The 20,102-nt window shown below is 61.9% G+C and carries 13 protein-coding genes; 6 read left to right on the plus strand and 7 right to left on the minus strand.

The genetic code is table 11. The features are described 5' to 3' along the window. Positions 1-680: 680 nt before the first annotated feature. The 3 genes from FQU96_RS07805 to FQU96_RS07815 form a co-directional block, all read right to left on the minus strand. Positions 681-1,244: a hypothetical protein gene (locus FQU96_RS07805; RefSeq protein WP_146540300.1), complete on the minus strand. Its 564-nt coding sequence runs from the start codon at positions 1,242-1,244 to the stop codon at positions 681-683. Between the two features lies 1 nt (position 1,245). Beyond that, entirely contained in the window at positions 1,246-1,959 is a 714-nt protein-coding gene (locus FQU96_RS07810) for a hypothetical protein (protein WP_146540301.1), read from the minus strand. 821 nt (positions 1,960-2,780) lie between these two features. Further along, a complete protein-coding gene (locus tag FQU96_RS07815; protein WP_146540302.1) occupies positions 2,781-2,954 on the minus strand; it encodes an urea carboxylase-associated family protein in 174 nt (57 codons plus the stop codon). A 240-nt stretch (positions 2,955-3,194) separates the two neighbouring features. Between FQU96_RS07815 and FQU96_RS07820 the strand changes: the two genes are divergently transcribed. Both FQU96_RS07820 and FQU96_RS07825 read left to right on the plus strand, forming a co-directional pair. Continuing rightward, on the plus strand, positions 3,195-3,899 hold the full coding sequence (locus FQU96_RS07820; protein WP_146540303.1) for a TIGR04283 family arsenosugar biosynthesis glycosyltransferase: 705 nt from the start codon (positions 3,195-3,197) through the stop codon (positions 3,897-3,899). Further along, positions 3,874-4,524, plus strand: a complete 651-nt coding sequence (locus tag FQU96_RS07825; RefSeq protein WP_146540304.1) for a TIGR04282 family arsenosugar biosynthesis glycosyltransferase — start codon at positions 3,874-3,876, stop codon at positions 4,522-4,524. Before FQU96_RS07820 ends, FQU96_RS07825 begins: the two co-directional genes overlap by 26 nt. A 74-nt stretch (positions 4,525-4,598) precedes the next feature. On the opposite strand, the gene FQU96_RS07830 is transcribed toward FQU96_RS07825, so the two are convergent. Then, positions 4,599-5,477 (minus strand): S-methyl-5'-thioadenosine phosphorylase, encoded by an 879-nt coding sequence (locus FQU96_RS07830; RefSeq protein ID WP_146540305.1) that lies wholly within the window; start codon positions 5,475-5,477, stop codon positions 4,599-4,601. A 93-nt stretch (positions 5,478-5,570) separates the two neighbouring features. Between FQU96_RS07830 and FQU96_RS07835 the strand changes: the two genes are divergently transcribed. From FQU96_RS07835 to FQU96_RS42130, 3 genes are all read left to right on the plus strand, one after another. Continuing rightward, complete coding sequence (locus FQU96_RS07835; protein ID WP_146540306.1) at positions 5,571-6,533, plus strand: radical SAM protein; 963 nt, start codon at positions 5,571-5,573, stop codon at positions 6,531-6,533. A 22-nt stretch (positions 6,534-6,555) separates the two neighbouring features. Continuing rightward, positions 6,556-6,828 (plus strand): GNAT family N-acetyltransferase, encoded by a 273-nt coding sequence (locus FQU96_RS07840; RefSeq protein WP_146540307.1) that lies wholly within the window; start codon positions 6,556-6,558, stop codon positions 6,826-6,828. Positions 6,829-6,942: 114 nt separating this feature from the next. Next, on the plus strand, positions 6,943-7,104 hold the full coding sequence (locus FQU96_RS42130; protein WP_178130373.1) for a hypothetical protein: 162 nt from the start codon (positions 6,943-6,945) through the stop codon (positions 7,102-7,104). Positions 7,105-7,234: 130 nt separating this feature from the next. Here the strand turns inward: FQU96_RS42130 and FQU96_RS07845 are convergent, their stop codons facing one another. The 3 genes from FQU96_RS07845 to FQU96_RS07855 all read right to left on the minus strand — a co-directional run bounded on the left by FQU96_RS07845 (position 7,235) and on the right by FQU96_RS07855 (position 18,458). Further along, positions 7,235-8,026, minus strand: coding sequence for an alpha/beta fold hydrolase (locus FQU96_RS07845; RefSeq protein ID WP_178130374.1), 792 nt, complete (start codon positions 8,024-8,026; stop codon positions 7,235-7,237). A gap of 119 nt (positions 8,027-8,145) precedes the next feature. Next, complete coding sequence (locus tag FQU96_RS43110; protein ID WP_178130375.1) at positions 8,146-13,344, minus strand: molybdopterin cofactor-binding domain-containing protein; 5,199 nt, start codon at positions 13,342-13,344, stop codon at positions 8,146-8,148. A 362-nt stretch (positions 13,345-13,706) separates the two neighbouring features. Then, positions 13,707-18,458: an NACHT domain-containing NTPase gene (locus tag FQU96_RS07855; protein WP_178130376.1), complete on the minus strand. Its 4,752-nt coding sequence runs from the start codon at positions 18,456-18,458 to the stop codon at positions 13,707-13,709. Between the two features lie 426 nt (positions 18,459-18,884). On the opposite strand from FQU96_RS07855, the gene FQU96_RS07860 reads away from it, so the two are divergent. After that, positions 18,885-19,994 (plus strand): DUF4365 domain-containing protein, encoded by a 1,110-nt coding sequence (locus FQU96_RS07860; RefSeq protein WP_178130377.1) that lies wholly within the window; start codon positions 18,885-18,887, stop codon positions 19,992-19,994. The last annotated feature ends 108 nt before the right edge of the window (positions 19,995-20,102 follow it).

A 20,102-nucleotide genomic window follows, 5' to 3' on the forward strand; every position in this document is an offset into this window, starting at 1 on the left:
ATCATCGGACATGCTGACCGTTGAGGACTTTCGAAGTTTCTTTAACACTGCCCTCCGCCGCGAGTCTTCACGGCGCCCGCCAGTATTTGGTATTGCGGAGAGTAACGCGCTGACGTCTGCCTGACGGCTTCTGATAGCAGGACCAAGGCAACACTCCCGATTAATCAGCCTACATCTGACAGGGTCCAAGTCTAACAGTTTGCCCACACGACGGATGTTGGGCTCAGCGTAACATGCAAGTTCTACGTGGTGGGTACCAATAGAACGCCTGCGGGCCCACGCTTGCTCGATCAAACGCCTAGTTAGAAGGCGAAACTCGTCGGCTTCTGCTTTGTCCCGCTCCTCCGGTGAGATGCCGCCGTGCGTGCTCGTGGCCAACTGAAATCTCACTAAGCTCGCTACCCTCAAGGCTTGCAGTGCACCCGCAACCCTATTGCGTTGCGGCGTTCGTGAAAGATTCTGCAAGCTCTCTATCGTTAGACTGTAAGAGCCAAGTGACGCTAACTTGTTGTGAAAGTAGCGAAAGTAGTTCAACGGCCCACGTTTAAACTCCTTAATCGCATAGACCGGCACGTGAACATCAGAATATCGACGGATGGCATTCCGTGCCGAAATGTGTTGAGTTCCTAGGTTTATCAACAGATCGCAATAGACGGTGGTGTCCAGGAAAACTGCAGCCATCAATCTTCACCGTCCGCGAGATGACCGATCTCCACGAGATTCGTGGGGTAGGGCTTCATATCGAGATCTTCCAGGTCGTTTATGAGGAGATTCGCATCGTCAAATGTAAGGAAGATCCCTTCCCGGAGAGTTTGCATAATCCGCTTTATGCAAAGAATGCGATCGCGTCTCGGTGGTTCAGTCGCAGCATTTCGAAGAGCATGAAAAACCGAGGCAATAACAAGTCCGAAACCATCACCAATCGCCCTGTGCGCGAACAATTCCGCCATGTGCGCATGAAGCAGCATCAATGCATTATCGGCATCAAACATCTCGTCGCGATTGAAGGCGTCCAGAGCGTCCTGAACTACTTCAATCACCACTCCTAACCTTGCGCGAGCCTGTCCGACTCCGACATCAAACGAATCTTGATTCGTATACAGTTTGTCGAACGCCGTTTGCGATCCACGCCTCTCACCTGAGACATCCACGACAGATTCACGAAGCACGTGGTCCGCGCTCGCTTCATCCTTAGATGTAACCTCAGCCTCAGATCGAAGTTCAACAAATTGTAACGCAGCCATGTCATCCCCCTAGTATTATTTTACTATCTCTTCGAACCGTATGAACAATTTGTTTAATCCATGCACTGGGTTTGAGTTGTCCGGCGCTTGTAGAAGAACTGATATAGTAATCAACATCCAAAAGTATTTCACTTTGTTCGTGCTTTACGCTAGCCAGCACCTCAGGATCAACTTCTATGCCGGGCGTAAATTCAACCTTTCGGGTTTGCGCTCTTAGCCGGATTAAAACACCAGACGCTTCATCTTGCCATCTTACTGCAGTCTCCGGTTCAGATACCTTCCCTTCTATGTTGAAGTGTTTTCCGCTAATTGTAGGGCCAAATGGCGTATTGCATACTAAATCTGCCGCCTCGTCAGCATTCTTGCATGTCTGATAAAATTGAAGTCGCAGGCCTACGCGGCTAAACACTTTGAGTTGTAACTCCCGGGCAATCAGAAGATAGCCATCGTCTATGTGACGAAAGACGTTGGCCAAATCTCGATCAACGCGATGAAAAGCGAAATTGAATTTATCTAGCTCTACCAGGCAGCTCGTTCGCTGGTCCAATCTGAGGCCTTGTTTGTTGGGATGAACTTCTTGGACTATCAAATCTGGCCAAGCACCTTGTAAACCATGTGCAATATAACCAGCTCGATCCCACAGTAGGAACGAAGGAATGTATCGCAGCTCGAAGTAAAGTGACTTGAGCGCGAATGAGTCGATTGAAAGAGACATGCGATCGACGTTCTTTCATCATTGATATTCGATGTATATTTTAGCAGGGTTATGCTGACAGGACTAGTATCACTGACTAACAATGGCCTGCGTTTCAGAGAACACTGACACGCATAGGTCATTGATGCGTCACGATCTTCGCCCGGCTGATTTCCCCGGCCGTTGCGGCTGCAACGGCAATCGTTCACATCAGCGTCTCAGTGGCAGCTACACCGCAAAATCGAAGGCTGCAAGCGGGTCAAACACGCTCCAACCAAGCCCTGATATCGACGGCGCCGCCGCTGGCGATGTTATCGGTGCTGCTAAAGTTGGTTAGTCGCAGCACACCCATTAGGCCGGAACCGTCATTGAACGGCTTACCGTTGCGGGGGATCGGTTGAACGGCGCCCGCGCCAAGACTGCCGGTCGTCCGGCTGGGCAGCACCCGTGCCAAGCAGCATCGCGTTGTCCAAGGTCTCGACCTTGATGTCGCCAATTCCGGTGATGTCAGTGGCGGTCCTGCTCGTGATCAAGTTTGGTACGGGTCGACGCAGTGCGATGGTCGTCACCGCAACCAACGAGAACAGCGAACCGCACTTAAACTTCAGCCAGACGGCATAATCGATCGCATATTTGCGCGACTGTGTTACCGATGCATGTCAGATCCGAACTCAGCTACAGGCTGCCATTGACATTGGTATCCCGTGCGTCTGGCTCGGAATGCCGTCGACGGTTCCGACAATACCCACGATTGCGCCCGGCACCACGACGTCCGATGAGAACGCATTGTCTCAGCGCACCCCCGTGGATCGTCAGCGCTGCACCGTTGTTCAGGCCATTCCCTAGCGTTGGGCCACCAGTGTTGCGGGCGCTGAGAATTGCAGAATCACGTCGTCGGCAATTCGATCATAGACCCAGGTAACGACATCGGCTGGGCCGGCGACAGTATTTTTCAGCCGCAGACGTTGACCGACCTGCCCAAGCACCGATGCCTTGAGCGTGACGGCGGCAATCATCGGAGATCGTTGCATCGATCCAGTTCCACCTCGGGGACAGTCCTGAGAACATATAAGGAACACACACCAAAAGCAACAAAAATATTCAAATAAAGAACAATTCTGTCTGGACTTCGATAAACGCCGCTCCCGCACTGACGCCCGGTACCGATCGCTGCGACAGGTGGGGCCGTGCTCATCGATCGCGGCGACGTCGATCACCTACACGGCTCATTCAGCATCTGACGATGCCGTTCCTGTATGCTCGCGGCCGCCGAAATGCTGTCGATCGTCATCCCCGTCCTCGACGAGGCCGCCACCATTGCCCAGGCGCTGCAGCGTCTGGCGCCTCTGCGTGAGCGCGGCGCCGAAGTCATCGTCGTCGATGGCGGCAGCAGTGATGCGACTGCAGCCCATGCGCGCCCGCTGGCCGACCGGGTCGAGCGCGCGCCCCGTGGAAGGGCATCGCAGATGAACGCCGGTGCCGCGCTGGCACGCGGTGATACGCTGATGTTCCTGCATGCCGACACGGTGCTGCCCGACGACGCCGACCGCCTCATCGCGGCGGCGCTGGCCGGCGGTGCGCGGTGGGGACGCTTCGATGTGCGCATCGAGGGTACCCACCCGATGCTGGCCGTGGTGGCGTGGTCGATGAACCTGCGCTCGCGCCTGAGCGGCATCGCCACCGGCGACCAGGCGATGTTCGTATGCCGGGAGACGTTCGCCGCCGCAGGCGGCTTCCCCGACATCGCGCTGATGGAGGACATCGCGCTCTCGCGCGCGCTCAAGCAGCGCGGCCGGCCGGCCTGTCTGCGCGCGCGCGTCACGACGTCGGGGCGGCGCTGGCAGAAGCATGGCGTGTTGCGCACCATCGCGCTGATGTGGCGGTTGCGGCTGGCCTACTTCCTGGGGGCCGATCCCTCTGACCTTGCGGTGCGCTATGGCTACCGGCCGGCGCGACGCTGAAGAGGTCGGCATCGCCGTCTTCGCCCGCGCGCCGGTCGCCGGCGCGTGCAAGACGCGGCTGATCCCGGCGCTGGGTGCCGACGGCGCCGCCGCCCTGTACGCGCGCATGACCGAGCGCACCATCGCCTGCGCGCGTGATGCCGCGGTCGGGCCGGTCTCGCTGTGGTGCGCGCCCGATACGGCGCATCCTGCTTTCCAACGCTTCACCGACATCTCCTTGCATCCGCAAACCGGTGACGGGCTGGGCGCCCGCATGCTGGCGGCGTTCGCGGCGCAGCCGCCGGGCGCCCCGCTGCTGCTGATCGGTACCGACTGCCCTGCGCTGGCCGCCGAGCACCTGCGTGCCTGTGCCGACAGCCTGCGCGACGGTTGCGATGCGGTGTTCCTGCCGACCGAGGACGGCGGCTACGTCCTGATCGGCCTGCGCGCGCCGCAACCGGACTTGTTCAACGACATGCCGTGGAGCACCGACCGGGTGATGCCGCTGACGCGCCAGCGATTGCAACGGCTGGACTTGCGCTGGCGCGAGCCGGCGACGCTGTGGGATGTCGATACGCCTGATGATCTTATGCGGTTGCGGGCGTCGGGGTTGATGGATCTGCGTTCACTGTCATTCCGAGCGTAGCGAGGAATCTCCTGCGAACGGAGACTCCTTTCCCGGAAGATCCCTCGCTGCGCTCGGGATGACGGACTGACCGCTCAGGCGGAAGACAGCACCCGGCCGGCGATGGCGTCGAGCTTGTGCAGCAGGGCGGGATCGCGCGCCTCGGGTGCGGTGATGATGGCGAAGTCGAGCGCGGTGTCGGAGCCGATCGGACACGCTTGATGCTCGGCCGGGAAGTCGGCGGCCAGGCGCGCCACCAGGCGCTTGGCGTTGTCGGCGTTGGCGTGCATGACGGCGATGATCTTGGAGACATCGACCGTGCCGTGGTCCTCGTGCCAGGAGTCGAAGTCGGTCACCATCGCGACCGAGGCGTAGCAAAGCTCGGCTTCGCGCGCGAGCTTGGCCTCGGGCATGTTGGTCATGCCGATCACGTCGCAGTTCCAGTTGCGATAGAGCCGACTCTCGGCCAGGGTCGAGAATTGCGGGCCTTCCATCGCCAGGTACGTACCGCCGCGGTGCACCGAGATGCTCTCGGCGCGCGCCGCCGCCTCCAGGCGATCGACCAGGCCGGGGCTCACGGGGTCGGCGAACGCCACGTGCGCCACGCAGCCGGTACCGAAGAAGCTCTTGGCGCGTGCCACCGTGCGGTCGATGTACTGATCGACCAGCACGAACAGGCCCGGCGGCAGGTCGGCGCGCAGCGAGCCGCAGGCCGACAGCGAGACCACATCGGTGACACCGGCGCGCTTGAGCGCATCGATGTTGGCGCGGTAGTTGATCTCGCCGGGCGGGATGCGATGGCCGCGGCCGTGGCGCGGCAGGAACACCATGGCAAGATCACCCAGCGTCCCGAAGCACAGCGCGTCGGACGGCTCGCCCCACGGCGACTCGACCTTTTTCCAGTGGACGTCGCGCAAGCCCGGCAGTTCGTAGATGCCCGAACCGCCGATCACGCCCAGAACCGCCTTCACCATTACCGTCTCCCGTCTCTCGCCTGGGAAATCTCTCGCGGATTGTTGATAGCCTGCCGTGCGCCGCGTCGATAGGGTAGCGGCGTGGAGGATGTGATGGTAGCGACCGCGCCTCAGGCGACAATACCGCGGCTTGATCCCGCCAAGTTCCGCGACCCGTGGACAACGGCCAAGGGCGAGCAGCGTGCCGAAGTGGCGCTGACGGCGCTCGACACGCTGTGGTTCAACACCGGCACGCTGTGCAACCTCACCTGTCGCAACTGCTACATCGAATCCTCGCCGCGCAACGACCGGCTGGTCTACCTCACGGCGGCCGAGGTGCGCGACTACCTCGACGAGATCGAGCGCGATGGCCTGCCCACGCGCCTGATCGGCTTCACCGGCGGCGAGCCGTTCATGAATCCCGCGCTGCCGGCGATGCTCGAGGACGTGCTGGGGCGCGGGCTGGAAGCGATGGTGCTGACCAACGCCATGAAGCCGATGCACAAGATGAGGCCGGCGCTGCTGGCGCTGCGCGAACGGCACGGCGATCGGCTCACCATCCGCGTCTCGCTCGATCATTACGGCGCGGCGTTGCACGAAGCCGAGCGCGGCACCCGCACCTGGCGTGCGACCCTGGACGGGCTGGTCTGGCTGTCGCGCAACGGCTTCAATGTGCATGTCGCGGGGCGGCGCTTCTCCGGTGAGCCCGAGGATGTGCTGCGCGAAGGATACGCGCGGCTGTTCGCCGACAACGGCGTGCCGATCGATGCGCACGATCCCGTCACCCTGGTGGTGTTCCCCGAGATGGATGCCGCCGTCGACGTGCCCGAGATCACGGTCGCCTGCTGGGGCATCCTGCACAAATCGCCCGACAGCGTGATGTGTGCCTCCTCGCGCATGGTGATCAAGCGCAAGGACGCAGCGCAGCCTGCGGTCGTGGCCTGCACCCTGCTGCCCTACGATGCGCAGTTCGAGCTGGGCACCACGCTGGCCGACGCCGCCGGCGCGGTGCGCCTGAACCATCCGCATTGCGCCAAGTTCTGCGTGCTGGGCGGCGCCGCCTGCAGCCGATCCTGAGAACCGACGGAGTTGAGTGGTCATGGCAGATGTACGCGACAATGAGGCCCTGGGACGTTACGAGCTGGCGGCGGGCGACGCGCTGGCGGTCGCCTACTACCGGCAGCAGAACGGCTGCCGGGCACTTACCCACACCGAAGTGCCGGTCGCGTTGCGTGGCCAGGGCATCGCATCGGCCCTGATCAAGGGCGCGCTGGATGATGCCCGTACGCGAGGTTTGTGCGTCATCCCGTTGTGTTCATTCGTGGAATCGTACATCCATCAACATCCTCAGTATCGCGATCTGGTGTCCTGACTGCACGTCAGCGCAATCAGTGCAGATTGTCGGCAACCAAATTCCGCTGTCCGGCGTTGTGTTCGCATCATGGCGGGCCGGTGACGGCCCAATGGCAAACATCGGGAGCACAGCATGGCGCACGACCCGACACCGCGCTTCTGGCAGCGCGAGCTTCCCAGCCCGACACCGCATCAGAGCATCGACCGGGACGAGGACACCTTCGTGGATCCCGACGACGATGAGGACTGCCGCGCGGGCCTGATGGACTTCGACCGGTTCGACGACGACGACTGAGGCTCGGACACCCTGTCATCCCGAGCGCAGCGAGGGATCTTTGGATGCAGGCGCACCCGTGCGCCACTTGTAGAAGATCCCTCGCTGCGCTCGGGATGACAGCGTGCGCCCAGAGGCTAACGGTTGGACCTCACCCCATCAAAAAATCGAGAACGATCCGCTGCCAGGCCTGCGGCACCACGTTGGGGAAGAAGTGGCCGCCCTCGGGCAGCACGACCGTGCGGCAGTCGGGCACCAGGCGACCGATCTCCTCGGTGAAGTACGCCGGCGTCACCTGATCATCCCTGGCGCCGATCGCGAGCGTTGGACACGTGATGTCGCGCAGGCGCTCGCGGCGGTCGTGCGCCACGATGGCCGCGATACGCGACAGCACGATCTCGGGCTCCGGAATGGTCTGTGACGCGATCGCCTCGTTGGCAACGAGATCGGCATCGTGATCGCGCACCCAGGCCGGCATGTTGAGCGCCAGTGCGCTCGCCTTGGTGTAGGCCTGCGGACCAAGATGCTTCAGCACCAGCGCCCGCACCTCGAACAAGCGGCGGAAGAAGGCGTCCGTCCTGGCCCAGGTGCCGCACAGCACCAGCCGGTCCAGCCGCCCGGGATGATCGGTAGCGATCACCTGGCCCATGGCGCCGCCGGTCGAGTGGCCGATGTAGTGCGCGCGCTCGAGGCCCAGCGCATCCATCAGCTGCAGCGCGTCGTCGGCCATCTGCGTCACGGAATACGCGATGCGCGACAGCGTGCTGCGACCGGTGCCGCGATGATCGTGCAGCACCACGCTGAAGTGGCGCGCGAAGGCCTCGACATGCGGCTGCCAGAAGGTGGCGACGCCGCCGAGGCCTGACACCAGCATCAGCGGCGGACCGCTGCCGTGGGTCTCGTAGTAGAGCGCGGCGCCGTCGCGCAGGGTGATGTGGGGCATGGGTTGCGAACGAGCTGTCATCCCGAGCGCAGCGAGGGATCTTTTGATGCAGGCGCGCCGTGCGCCACTTTCAGAAGATCCCTCGCTGCGCTCGGGATGACATGTGTTTTCGGATCAGCCTACTCCGCCGCGACCTTGGTGGCGCGGGCGGATTGGATGGCGCGCCAGATCGAGTGGGCGGTGGCCGGCATGTCGACGTGGGTGATGCCGGTCTCGGGATGGAGCGCATCGACGATGGCGTTGATCACCGCCGGCGGCGCGCCGATGGCGCCCGCCTCGCCGGCGCCCTTCACGCCCAGCGGGTTGGTGGTGCACGGCGAGTTGTGCAGGTCGAAGTGCACATGCGGCACCACGTCGGCGCGCGGCATGGCGTAGTCCATGAACGAGCCCGACAGCAGCTGGCCGGTGTCGTTGTCGTACACCGTATGCTCGGTCAGCGCCTGGCCGACGCCCTGGCCGATGCCGCCATGCACCTGCCCCATCAGCAGCAGCGGGTTCATCACGGCCCCGAAATCGTCGACCACGGTGTAGCGATGAATGCTGACGGTGCCGGTGTCGGGATCGACCTCCAGCTCGCAGATGTGGCAGCCGTTGGGGAAGGTCGGCTGGCTGTCCTCGCGGGTGAAGGCGTCATCGAGGCCAGGCGCCTCGCCGGACGGCAGGTTCTTGCCGTCGCGCGATGCCTTGGCGGTCTCGAACAGCGACAGCCGCCGGTCGGTGCCGACGATGGCGAAGCTGCCGTCCTTGTACTCGATGTCGCCGGTCGAGGCTTCCAGCACCGTGGCCGCCACCAGCTTGCCCTTGGCGATGATCTTGTCGGAGACGCCCAGCATCGCGGCACCGCCCACCGGCGAGGCGCGCGAGCCGCCGGTCATGCCGTCGGGCACCACGTCGCTGTCGCCCTGCACGATGCGGATGCGATCGGCATCGATGCCGAGCTTGTCGGACAGGATCTGGGTGTAGAGCGTCTCGTGGCCCTGGCCGTTGGTCTGGTTGCCGATATAGGCCGTGAGCGTATCGTCGTCGTTGAACTTGATCACCGCGGTGTCGGGCGTGCCGCCGCCGCACTTCTCGACATAGGTGGCAAGCCCGATGCCGCGCCACTTGCCGCGCTTCTTGGACTCGGCGCGCCGCGCCGCGAAGCCCTTCCAGTCCGACTGGTCCATGGCCTTGCGCATGACCGTTTCGAACTTGCCCGAGTCCATCACGTCGCCCAGCGCCGTGGTCCACGGGATCTGGTCGGGCCGCACCAGGTTGCGGGCGCGGATCTCGTCGGGGGTCAATCCGGTCTCGCGCGCGATGTGATCGACGAAACGCTCCAGCAGGTAGGCCGCCTCCGGCCGGCCGGCGCCGCGATAGGCGTCGGTGGGCACGGTGTTGGTCATGACGCCCTTCACGTTCACGTAGATCGCCGGCGTCTGGTACAGGCCGGCCAGCATGCCGGTGCCGGCCATCGTGGGAATGAAGGCGCTGAAGTGCGAGAGGTAGGCACCCAGCGCCGCGTAGGTGGTGACGCGCAAGCCCAGGAAGCGGCAATCCTTGTCGAGCGCCATCTCGGCGAACGACACGTGGTCGCGGCCCTGCACGTCCGACAGGAAGCCCTCCTGGCGGTCGGGGATCCACTTCACCGTGCGCTTGAGGGTGCGCGACGCCCACACCACCATGGGATATTCGGGGTGGACGAAGATCTTCATGCCGAAGCCGCCGCCGACATCGCCGGTGCGCACCCGCAGCTTGTCGAGGCCGATCTTCAGCACCATGTCGGCGACGTAGGGCCGGATCACGTTGACGCCCTGCGAGGACACCCACAGGGTCGAGCGGTCGCCGGCGGCATCGTACGTGCAGATGGCGCCGCGCGGCTCCATCGAGTTCACGACCAGGCGGTTGTTGACCAGGCGCAGCTTCACCACGCGATCGGCCTTGGCGAAGGCCGCATCGGTGGCTTTCTGGTTGCCCATCTCCCAGTCGAAGCACTCGTTGCCCTTGATCTGGTCCCAGATCTGCGGCGCGCCCTTCTCGGCGGCGCCGTAGGTATCGACCACCGCCGGCAGCGGATCGTAGTCGACGTCGATCAGCTCGGCGCCGTCCTTGGCCTGCTCCAGGGTTTCGGCCACCACCAGCGCCACCGGGTCGCCGACATGGCGCACGCGGCCCTGAGCCAGCATCGGCCGCTGCGTATCGCCGCGCATGGAGCCGTCGCGGTTCTGGATCGGCACCAGGCACGGCAGGTCGCCGAAGCCCGCCGCCTTGACGTCGTCGCCGGTCAGCACCAGCAGCATGCCCGGCGCCTTCTTGGCCGCCGCCGTATCGATCGCGCGAATGGCGGCATGGGCGTGCGGCGAGCGCAGCACGTAGGCGCGCGCGGCCTTCTCCTCCAGCCTCGTGTCGTCGGTATAACGGCCGCCGCCGGTCAGCAGGCGTGGATCCTCAACGCGTGTCGTCGACTGGCCGATGCCGAACTTGGTCATGCGAGACTCCTGCGCAACAGGGATGGCGTATGGCGGTGCAAGCTTAGAGGGCGGCGATGGTGCTTGCAAAGCCCGGCGTGGCGCCGTTTCCGATGCATCACCCTGTCGTGCGGAAATGGCCGAAACGTTCGTTTTGGGTGCCGGGCGGCCCGGCGGACGCGGTGAATCGCAAGGGGTAGCGGAAATTGCCGTAACCTCCTGCCCTTCTCCCCGCGCAGGCGCTACGGCGTGGACACATCTCCCGCGGACGGGCTCGTTGCCGCTGATGACGGGTCGGACCGCGTCGCTCCCGCGACGCACCGGCGCACAGCGCCGGCCTGCAGCCATGAGCGCCGCTGGAGCGGCGCGGTCCCAGCCGTCGCCAGCGCCGCTCGTGACTGGCCGAGCCACTGCAGGCCTTTCGCGGCACTCAGGACGAAATGTATCCACGCCATGGCACGCAGGCGGAGAGAGGGTGTCGTCCGTCAGTACCACCCGCCAGCGCAGCGGCGGGCGGCCGGGGCCGCGGGCGATGCGATCCATCGGCTGCAGCCGGCCCTCATCGACCAGCGCCGCGATGACCGCATCGGCGCCCGCCGCGTCGACGGCTTGCGACAGCACCTCGCGGCGGATCTGCTCGCGCGATACCGCCGCCGGGCGCTGCGCGGCAAGCCAGGACCGTACCGTCTCGACGTGGCGCTGGTGCGTGGTGCCGGCGGCGCCGAGCACCGCTCGCGCGTGCGGCCAGAAGTAATCCTGCCACAGGCCGATCGCGGCACGCAGCGTACCCGCCGACAGTCGTACCGGTTCCGCCGTACCCGCGGGCCGTGCCGACCAGGCGAGGAACGCGAGCACGCCGGCCAGGCGCAGCACCAGCGACAGGCCCTTGCGCCACCACGCGGCGTCGCGGCCCTCCAGCGCATCGCCGTACGCGGCGTGTATGCGTCTGAACGCCTCGAACAGCGCCAGCGCCTCGCTGGTCAGCGCCACGTCACGCGGTGCCGTCGGCAAATCGTGCAGCCGGGCCAGCGCATCGAGCGCCGCGGGATCACTGCCGGCGGTCACCGGCGCCAACGCCTGCAGCGCCGACCGCGGCGGACACGCGAACAGCGTGCGCGCCAGCACGCTGTCATCCTCGCCGGCACGTGCCGGCGGCAAGGCATTGGCGCGCAGCGTGCCGACGATCGAGATGGCGCTGGTGACGTCGACCGGCAGCAGGCGCAGACGCGCGATGGTCCAGCGCCGTCCAGCCCACGCCTTCAGCCAGTGGCGGCGGTCGTTGCCGGCCCGCATCGAGCGCGCGAGCCAGGCATCGAGCGCATCGGGTGCCAACAGGAGGCCGGGCGGGCTGCCGCGCAGCGCGTCGGCGACGCTCCGCAGGCGCGGATCGTCGATCATGAGTCGGCGTGGCGGTGGCGGTTCGACCGCGTCGTCCGGCAACGGATCGGGTTCGGCGGCGCCGGCAATCACCATATTGCGCACGTCACGGCGCCACAGGCTGGCAAAGGTGCGCGCCTTCTCGCGCGCGCCGGCATGACGGCGCGCGGCCCCTTCGTCCGTGGTGCCCAGACGGTCCTGCAGATCGCGCACCAGGCCCAGCGCCGCTTCCATGCCGCGACTCCTGCCCGACGACGGCGCGCCCACCAGCGCCGTCCACAGCACGCAGGGCTCGCGCCACCCTGGCATCGGGCTGATCCACCGCGCGCTGCCGATCAGGCCGGCGGCCGCACCCAGCAGCGACAGCGCGACATAGTCGAGCGGCGCCCCGGCATCGTGCGCCGCGCGCCGACACCAGTCGCGCCACAACGCCGGCAGGATGTCGACGGGAAAGGATGGTGGATCGGCGCCGTCGTTGTGGTCGAGCGCGCGCGGCGCCAGCTCGGTCCCATCATCGTCGCTGGGATCGTCTTGCTTGCGCTCAGCGAGCAGGCGTATCGCATCCGGCGGCGTGCGCGCACCGCTGTCATCCCGAGCGCAGCGAGGGATCTCCTGAGAAAGACGCACGGTGCGCTGTTCGCAGGAGATCCCTCGCTGCGCTCGGGATGACGATAGGCTCGAGTGGTCCCTCGGCGCTCGCGGCGTGCGTTCAGTGACCTCTTCCCGCCGGAGAGAGGTCGGCGCGCCAGCGCCGGGTGAGGGGGCCGCGGGTGGCACGAGATGCTTCTCATCGAGCGTCGCGTATGTCTTCAACGCCCCCTCACCCGACGAACGCTGCGCGTTCGTCGACCCTTCGGGTGCATTCAGGGCAGGCCTCTCCCCGGTGGGAAGAGGTTCATGGGCGATCGCCCTGCCCTGCACCGCCGGCACCTTCGGCGGTGGCCCGGCGTCACGCAGGCGTTGGCGCAGCATCTCGATGGTCACACCCTGTGGCAGCGAGCACGTGAGGTTCCAGCCAGGCGGCCATGCGGACGGCACATCGATGCTCACCACCGTGCGCGCCAGCCCACCCAGCCGCACCTTGAAGCGCGCCATCGCCGTGAAGCTTCCCGGATCGTTGTCGCGCCACAGGATGACGTGACGACCGCCCAGCGGCGTGGCGTCGGCGACGTTGACGCCGCCATGGCCGCCGGCCCAGGCCATGCAGACATGGTCGGGAAACAACACGCGGGCAGCGTCAGCGGCCGCCTCGCCTTGCACCACCAGCACCGGCGCCTCGGGCGCGGCGCGCAGCAGCGCAAGGCCATAGAGCGGCAGGTTGCCCGGCGGCTTGTGCCAGTACCAGACCTCGCCGTTGTGCACCGCCGACTCGGTGATCGGGCGACCCTGCTTGTCGACGAAGCCGGCGGTGGCGAAGCGCTCGCTGTAGCGCCACCATTGAAGCGGTGTGCCATGCGCGGGATGAGTCAGCTTGTCGAAATCGCGCGTGCTCATGGGTGACACCATGATGTCTGATGAGCCGTCGGCGCCGCGGCCACGATGCGGTCGCAAGCCAACGTCGGACAACCAGAGGCGCCCGGTGTGATGGAAGCGAGGGTGTTGCCTGACGCGGCAACCAGCGACACGCCCGACGTCTCGGCCCGGCGGCGGCCTGCCGTTTAACGCCCGGCCGGCGATACGCCCGTTGGGCCCGGCGGCGGGAACGCAAATGCACTGTTGCGCTATGGATATATCGGCCCGACGAGCCTGTATAGCGGAACAAAATCAAAAATTTTTGTCGCACTTAGCGATCGCTAAGATCTGCTGGAAATACGGCAGGGCGCTGTACAATAAATCCTGAACTTGGTCCCCGCCCATTACTGCACAAAAGATGGAGCCAGCACTTCCAGGAGACTGTGTGAGACGCTTCTTACTGAATCCTCGATGACATCGTAACCAGCCCGAGGAAGCGGATAGCGCGCCTCGTCCTCCAACAGAGCACGGCATCGTTCATGAAGACTGCTATCCGACGCTCCCGCAGCCATCAGGTAGCGCGGCAGACTTGCGATCTCGCTCTCGGTCGGGCAGCAATCTAGCGTTTCTTTGAATCGATGTGCGACCTGCGTGTCGCGCCCCAGCCGTTCGATGACCGCGCGATTGATGACACTCTGGAAATTCCAGATGTTAAAAACTTGCCGATTGATCATCGCCAACGCAACCTCGACAAACTCCTGAGATCCACTGCGAGCAGATGCGAGATGCGTTGCAGAGACCCAGTCGGAAGACTCCAGCGCAATCTCCATTGGAGTCCGTCGAATACCGGCGAACCAAGGATCATTTGGTTCTGTCAGCAGGAACCAGATAACACCTTCGCCGTGCCACGGCTTGAGTGTTTTACGCAGTCTTTCCCTGAGATCTGCCCTGTAGTGGAACTGGTCCCTAAGGACATAAGCGATCTCCAGGCGGGTGCGCTTAACGGCCCAAGGAGAGTGGCGTTCGTGCGGCCCCGTCACCTCTCGTTCAAACACCCGGCAACAATGATTCAGTAGCAATTCACTAGACGGCTGCTCTCTAGCAAGAGCTGCGATGCTTTTCATGCCAAGTGTCGCGTCGGTTCGATTGCAGAACGCTAGAAAATCCTGGCGAGCGGCCAATGATGCATTGATGTGGGGAGCCAAACAGTCCCACAGGTGAGCTTCATCGGCACCAAATGCACCAAATCTGGCGGGGAGACTATCTCTAAACGCCTCCCGCACCTCTTCCCATCGCTCGGCCATTAACGCCATCAAACTGTCGCTCTCCTTGCCGTAGCCTGCTCCAGTTCGAATGCGCAGAGGCTCGTCACCATACTCTACCATCGGTGGTATATCATTAACATGCCCCAAGATAAGCATGCCTGCAAAAGCAGCCGCCCTTCGTTCATCCATTTCTAGTCCAACAGCGTGAAGATCCTCCTCGACTTTTTTTAGGTGATCCGACGCAGCGAAGCTGGGGACTCGGTGCATGTACCGATGAAAGTAAATTGAGGTAGCAATCTTCAGATTTCCATCGACCTCAATGTCATAGTTCTCAAGTACGCGTTTAAAGGCTGGACGATTGTCAGCTTCAGCGAACGCTGCCTCCACGATTTCGCCGCGGAGCGCAATCGGTAGCGGGTTTGCGCAGGCCAGAATCTGAGATCGGATATCGGTGTCATCCTCATACACTCGCGCGAGCGCTGCCAACGGTGGATCCCGATCACTCAGCGCCTGAAGGGCGTATCGCCTGACAGAAGAATTGCCGGAGAAATGTGTCAATATTGTTTCGCTTGGGTCATATGCAGGCGAACCCTTGCCGACGGCTGCAAGAAGTGTGTCGACAACTTCGGTATCGTCTGATTTACACCCGAGTGCAGCGAAGCCACGAGCAATCGAATTGAACCTGGGCTGTTCCGACTCGCGAGCAAGCGACAATAGTCGCGCCCTACAAGCGTCAAAGTCATGGATAATCTGCGGTAGGAGCGGTGCGAGGTTCTCAAGTCTCTTGTCATCCCACGACACAATCTCATCCAAGAAGGAGGAGGCGACCGGATCGGAATGCCCCCAACCTTGCAGCAGAGCGCGAACGGCCCAAACGTCGCTCCACCTTTTCTCGTCATTACAGATTCCAATCAGAGCATCCCGCAGCTCGTCTCCACCGAGTTTGATGATGAGGTCCTGACAATCGTGTAGCTGATGACGTCCGAGTTTTGACTTAACGTAGCTGATGACCGCCGCCCGAATTTCAGAGTGCTCATTCGCGAAAGGAGTTACGCGATTCCATATGTCGCCATACGCAAGCGAAAAGGGATGTTCCCTCAGCAGTTCCTCCTTGACCCAATCCAACACTCTCGAGTTCTTTGGCGAACAGCGTATAAGGTAGTGCATTGCCGATCCGCGCTCGAACTCGCGATGTGAGAAGCCGCCCCGGCGAGTGGACCTAAGTGATACATCGATGAGCGCGGGGTCGTCCGGCCAGTGTTGGGATAACTGCCTACGAGCCTCCCCGCGATCCGAGTAGTCTATTTCTGGGAATTCTGAAAGAAGATCCACAATACCGTCTCGATCGCTTTGATCACCACGCGCGCCAGCGATCCGGCCCGAGATTCCGACAAACCGGATCGTAGGGTCACGTGAACTGACTGCAGCGTCATGCAGCGCGGAAAGATCCGTTGTTTTGGGCCAACCTAGGGTCAAGGCTTCGAGCATTGCAGCCGCAACCGAGGTATCCGCCGTCGAGCGAAGCGCGTCTCTCAGGTGTTGCTGTACGTTCGGCTCGCCACCATACAAGCGAGCAAGTACCCTGACTGCACTGCGCTGCTTCCCACGCTCCTCATCATGCAGTGCGCCCAGCAGCACCTTGAGTAGATCCGGTGCAGGTTTCCATCTGCCCAACGCCTCGAACAAGCCAGAGGAATATTTATCCCGGCGGGGTGCCCATGCTGCAAGGCAATCTTCTACGGACGCAGGCGATACTCCGTCACCAAGTGTGGTAAGCGCCGCTTTCAGAACCTCCCGCCGCGCCAACAACCAGTCACCGCGCTCGATTATGTTGAAGGCTCTATCAATCAGCCTCTGTGTAGTCGCCGGCTGCTTTCGGGATGAATTGAATGCTATATCTGCAAGCAGAACCTCCCGATTGACAGCGCCCTCTCGACTAACGTCCGCCGCATGAGCGGCCTCGATCGCAGCTACTACAGACTCGACTTCCGTCGGACGTGCCAACAACGCGATTAGATTCGAAATGACGTTACGCCAAAGCGGCGAGCCGGAATGGTCGCGGACGAACGCTGTGATCTCACCAAACGCCAAACGATGGATGTGCTCCGCCGCGAGGTACTCCTCAAAAACCGCATGCGCGAACCCAATCTCACCTGGGGCCCGTTCCGCTAGAAGCCCCATTGTCTCGGCGTTCACCGCGAGCATCTCGGCAGCAGCCTGCTGTGCACGTTCGCCGGAGAACACCAACGTATTCGAATCGGCCAAGTAATCTCGGATGATTCGCCTAGCCTCCTTGATATCAAAGGTGCCGCCACCACTCGCCGAACGCACCACGAATGCGAGTCGACCAAGGACAACTCGCCGATCCTCCGCATCGGGTATGTGAGTGAAACGCGCCTTGATATCACCAGCTGCTGTTGCTCGGTGTTCGGGATGAGTCTCCACCAGAATCGAAACGAGGCTTTGTATGGCCTGCATCTTGTTCCGGGGCAGCGCAATCTGTCGAATTGAAAGCGCAATAAGAGCAACCAAGAGTAAGGGATTTCCCGCGAGGGATGACAGTCGTCTATCGCGTCCGAGTTCAGCAAAGAACCGATCGAGGCGCGCCTCGATCGGTCCTTGAATCTCTGATCCGCGCTCGCTGGCGACCATTACTTTGTCGAGTCCTCTCGTAAACCACACCCCCGCTAGCGTGCGTTGCTGAGCGAGCGACAGTGACGCCAACTCTGCAACCTGCCAACCGGGAGGAATTGTCGCAATTTTGTCCAGGCCGCGCGGTCGGGCTGTCGCGATCGTTGGAAGATTGTGAGTGGCAACAAAAGCAAGGACGTGTTGAAGCGTGGTCCGTGCTGCCTGTTCCTCCGACCATTCATCTAGACCATCAATTAAGAGCAGCACGCGTCTTTCATCGATCGCGCGGTTTAATAGCAAAATGAGGTCGACGGTCAGTGCTGGCTGAAGCGTCTCAGCCACAACCTCCTTCAGACCGGCCGCCCGTTGCTGCCTTGCGCTAAGACGACTCCACCTCGAGAAGGAAATGTGGATTGGTAGCAGCCCACCCCAACGCCGAGCGCTCTGTGGAAAGATGTTTTGCTCGGTTAGCAGGTCAAGCACGAGACATCTAAGAAGCGTACTCTTGCCACTGCCCGCCTCGCCCACTATGGCAAGATGCATTCCATCTGCGAGCCAACTCGCCAACGACGCTCGCCGGACATAGTCCCGTTTCCGAATTGCTGCGGGTCGTTTCTCGTCACTTGAGTCCAGAGCCCCATTGACGTTCTTAAGCATCTGAGAATTGGCTTGTTGTGGCGGTGTCCACCCTCCTTCACTGGTGTCGCGAACGAGGACGTCTGGAGGAGCGAAACGAGCGAGCAGCGTTGGCGGAGCATCCTGCGTTGGGTCGGTTCCACCGAACGGTAATGCTACTCCAACGTCTAACAGATGGAAGTGGGCATCGTAGAATCTACGCAACTGTTCTCGTACTCTCGCGAACTCACCGCCGTCCAGGCGCGCACCCAACGCTCTTGTGGCTTCCAAGCCCAAGAAGGCTTCAACCCAGTTCCGTCCAAAAAAATCGTCAACAATGTCGGGGTGATTTCTAAGAAGGCCGCTAAGTTCCTCGCCGCCGTACGCAACAAAGGTGATCCCTTCTTCTTTCAGTGCTGCAGCCCGAGCTTCGATCTCATTCTGAACCTTAGTGTCAGCCAACGACGCTTGGACTGCGAGGATCAATCGATCAGATTTGTCTTTCCAATTTCCAGTTCGGAATTCATCCACGATCTTCTTCACATCGCTGGAGGCGATGGACGCATATCGCTTCGCTTGCCAGACTTCATACTTGCCACTCACCATGCGAACAAACAGGTCGATGCCCTGCTGAGCTTGACCCAACCGCCCGTATCGCGCGAGGTACTCTACGCGCTCAGCCCTGCCAGCCAAGCGGTAGCAAAGCCGCTCGAAGTTCTCCCAGCTAAGCTCTCCAAATGGAAGAACTTGGGCTCTTGTGGTCACCGGCGGACACGTCGGGATCCCATTGGCGGGTGCATTCAGTGCCGGGCCGGCCGTGGGAGTGAGACTCTCGCTGCCTACCATTGGACGTTGACTTCTTCCTGAGCAATTCCACCCTAGCGGTCCGACGCCGGTACAGCTTATCAATACGACTTGTGATGGCAACAGGCTTTTTGGCTAACAGGGGTCTGAGACACTCGTGACAACAATGACGGTAGGCACAAGTCAAAATTTCGGACGAAAGCTGATGTCGAACCAATAATTCCATGAATGACAGTAATCTCAGCTCTATCGAGGAACATTGAGACCATGGCAGTCCGAACGCGATCACAGAAGAAGGGTGATATAGCCGAAGAATTCGTATGCGCACTTATTGATCGCCATCCTTGCTGGCTGGCTCGCCGTCAGGATCGGGATTTTGGCGTCGACCTTGAGGCCGAACTCGCCATCCCAAGCGCGGATGATCAGCGCTTGGCAGGAAAGCTCATAAAGATCCAAGTTAAAGGCAGTGAAAGTTGGAAGCAACGCGACGGGCGGATCGCCGTTTCGCTTCATCGCGACTACTTGGATTATATCGCGCAATTCCGGTTACCGGTGCTGTTGGTGGCAGCCGACGTAAGCACAGAGAAGGCTTGGTTCATATGGCTGCAGGAGTGGCTGCTTGAGAATGAAATTCGGCTTGCCCAAGGGGAACGGACTGAAACTGTCACCGTTCACGTGCCGGCCCATCAACAACTCGATGAGGGCCTCAATGGGCCTATCCAGCGCATAGCCCGCGGAGAGGAGGCGACCGCAATGGTGCTTGCACTTCGGGAGCTGGCGACAACAGCGACAAGTACGGGTGATACTATCATACTAAAATCAGTCCTTGACTTGCTCGATAAAATTGATGAACCAAACCGCCTGTGGACGGTCCAGAAGACGATCGACGCCCTGATTGGTCTCGGTCCAAATGTGGGCTTTTGGCGAACGCAAGAACTTATCCCAAGCATACAGACGATAGTTGACCGCCTCGGGAATTCGCTGACCCAAGATCAAGTGTTGCGGTTGGTCTCTCGCGGTGAGACGTATTCCCGAGCAGGACTGCAAGGTTTGTCACGCCTGTATGACCGATGGCCAGCACATGCGCGTGAATTGAAGCTTCCTGTCGCGTTTCGCTCTATAAACCTTGAACCTGTAGCGTGGTATTGCGATTTCCGGCAGCGCTATTCTGACCTCTCCTCTTTGGATCTCTGGATCGCCTTGGGCAAGCGATCCCTCCCAGACACACAGTTTGGCCCATTGATGGTTGCGAACGATCCCGACGTGGCTGATCGAATATTTTCCAAATGGCCAAACCGAGGCGATTCCATTTTCCTTGACTGTTTGGTTTGGGTCGATCAGCCCGAGTCGGAAGAGACCGACAGAAAAAGCGATTGAAATCGTTCGGAAGCGTTGTCCGGCGCAGCCTTGTTGAACGTGACCCCCCGCGTTCGGACCACCCCAGAACTATCCGAGCGATGCGTTGATTGCACGTAAGGCGAAGGG

Source organism: Reyranella sp. CPCC 100927 (genome assembly GCF_007859315.1).
GTDB lineage: Bacteria > Pseudomonadota > Alphaproteobacteria > Reyranellales > Reyranellaceae > Vineibacter.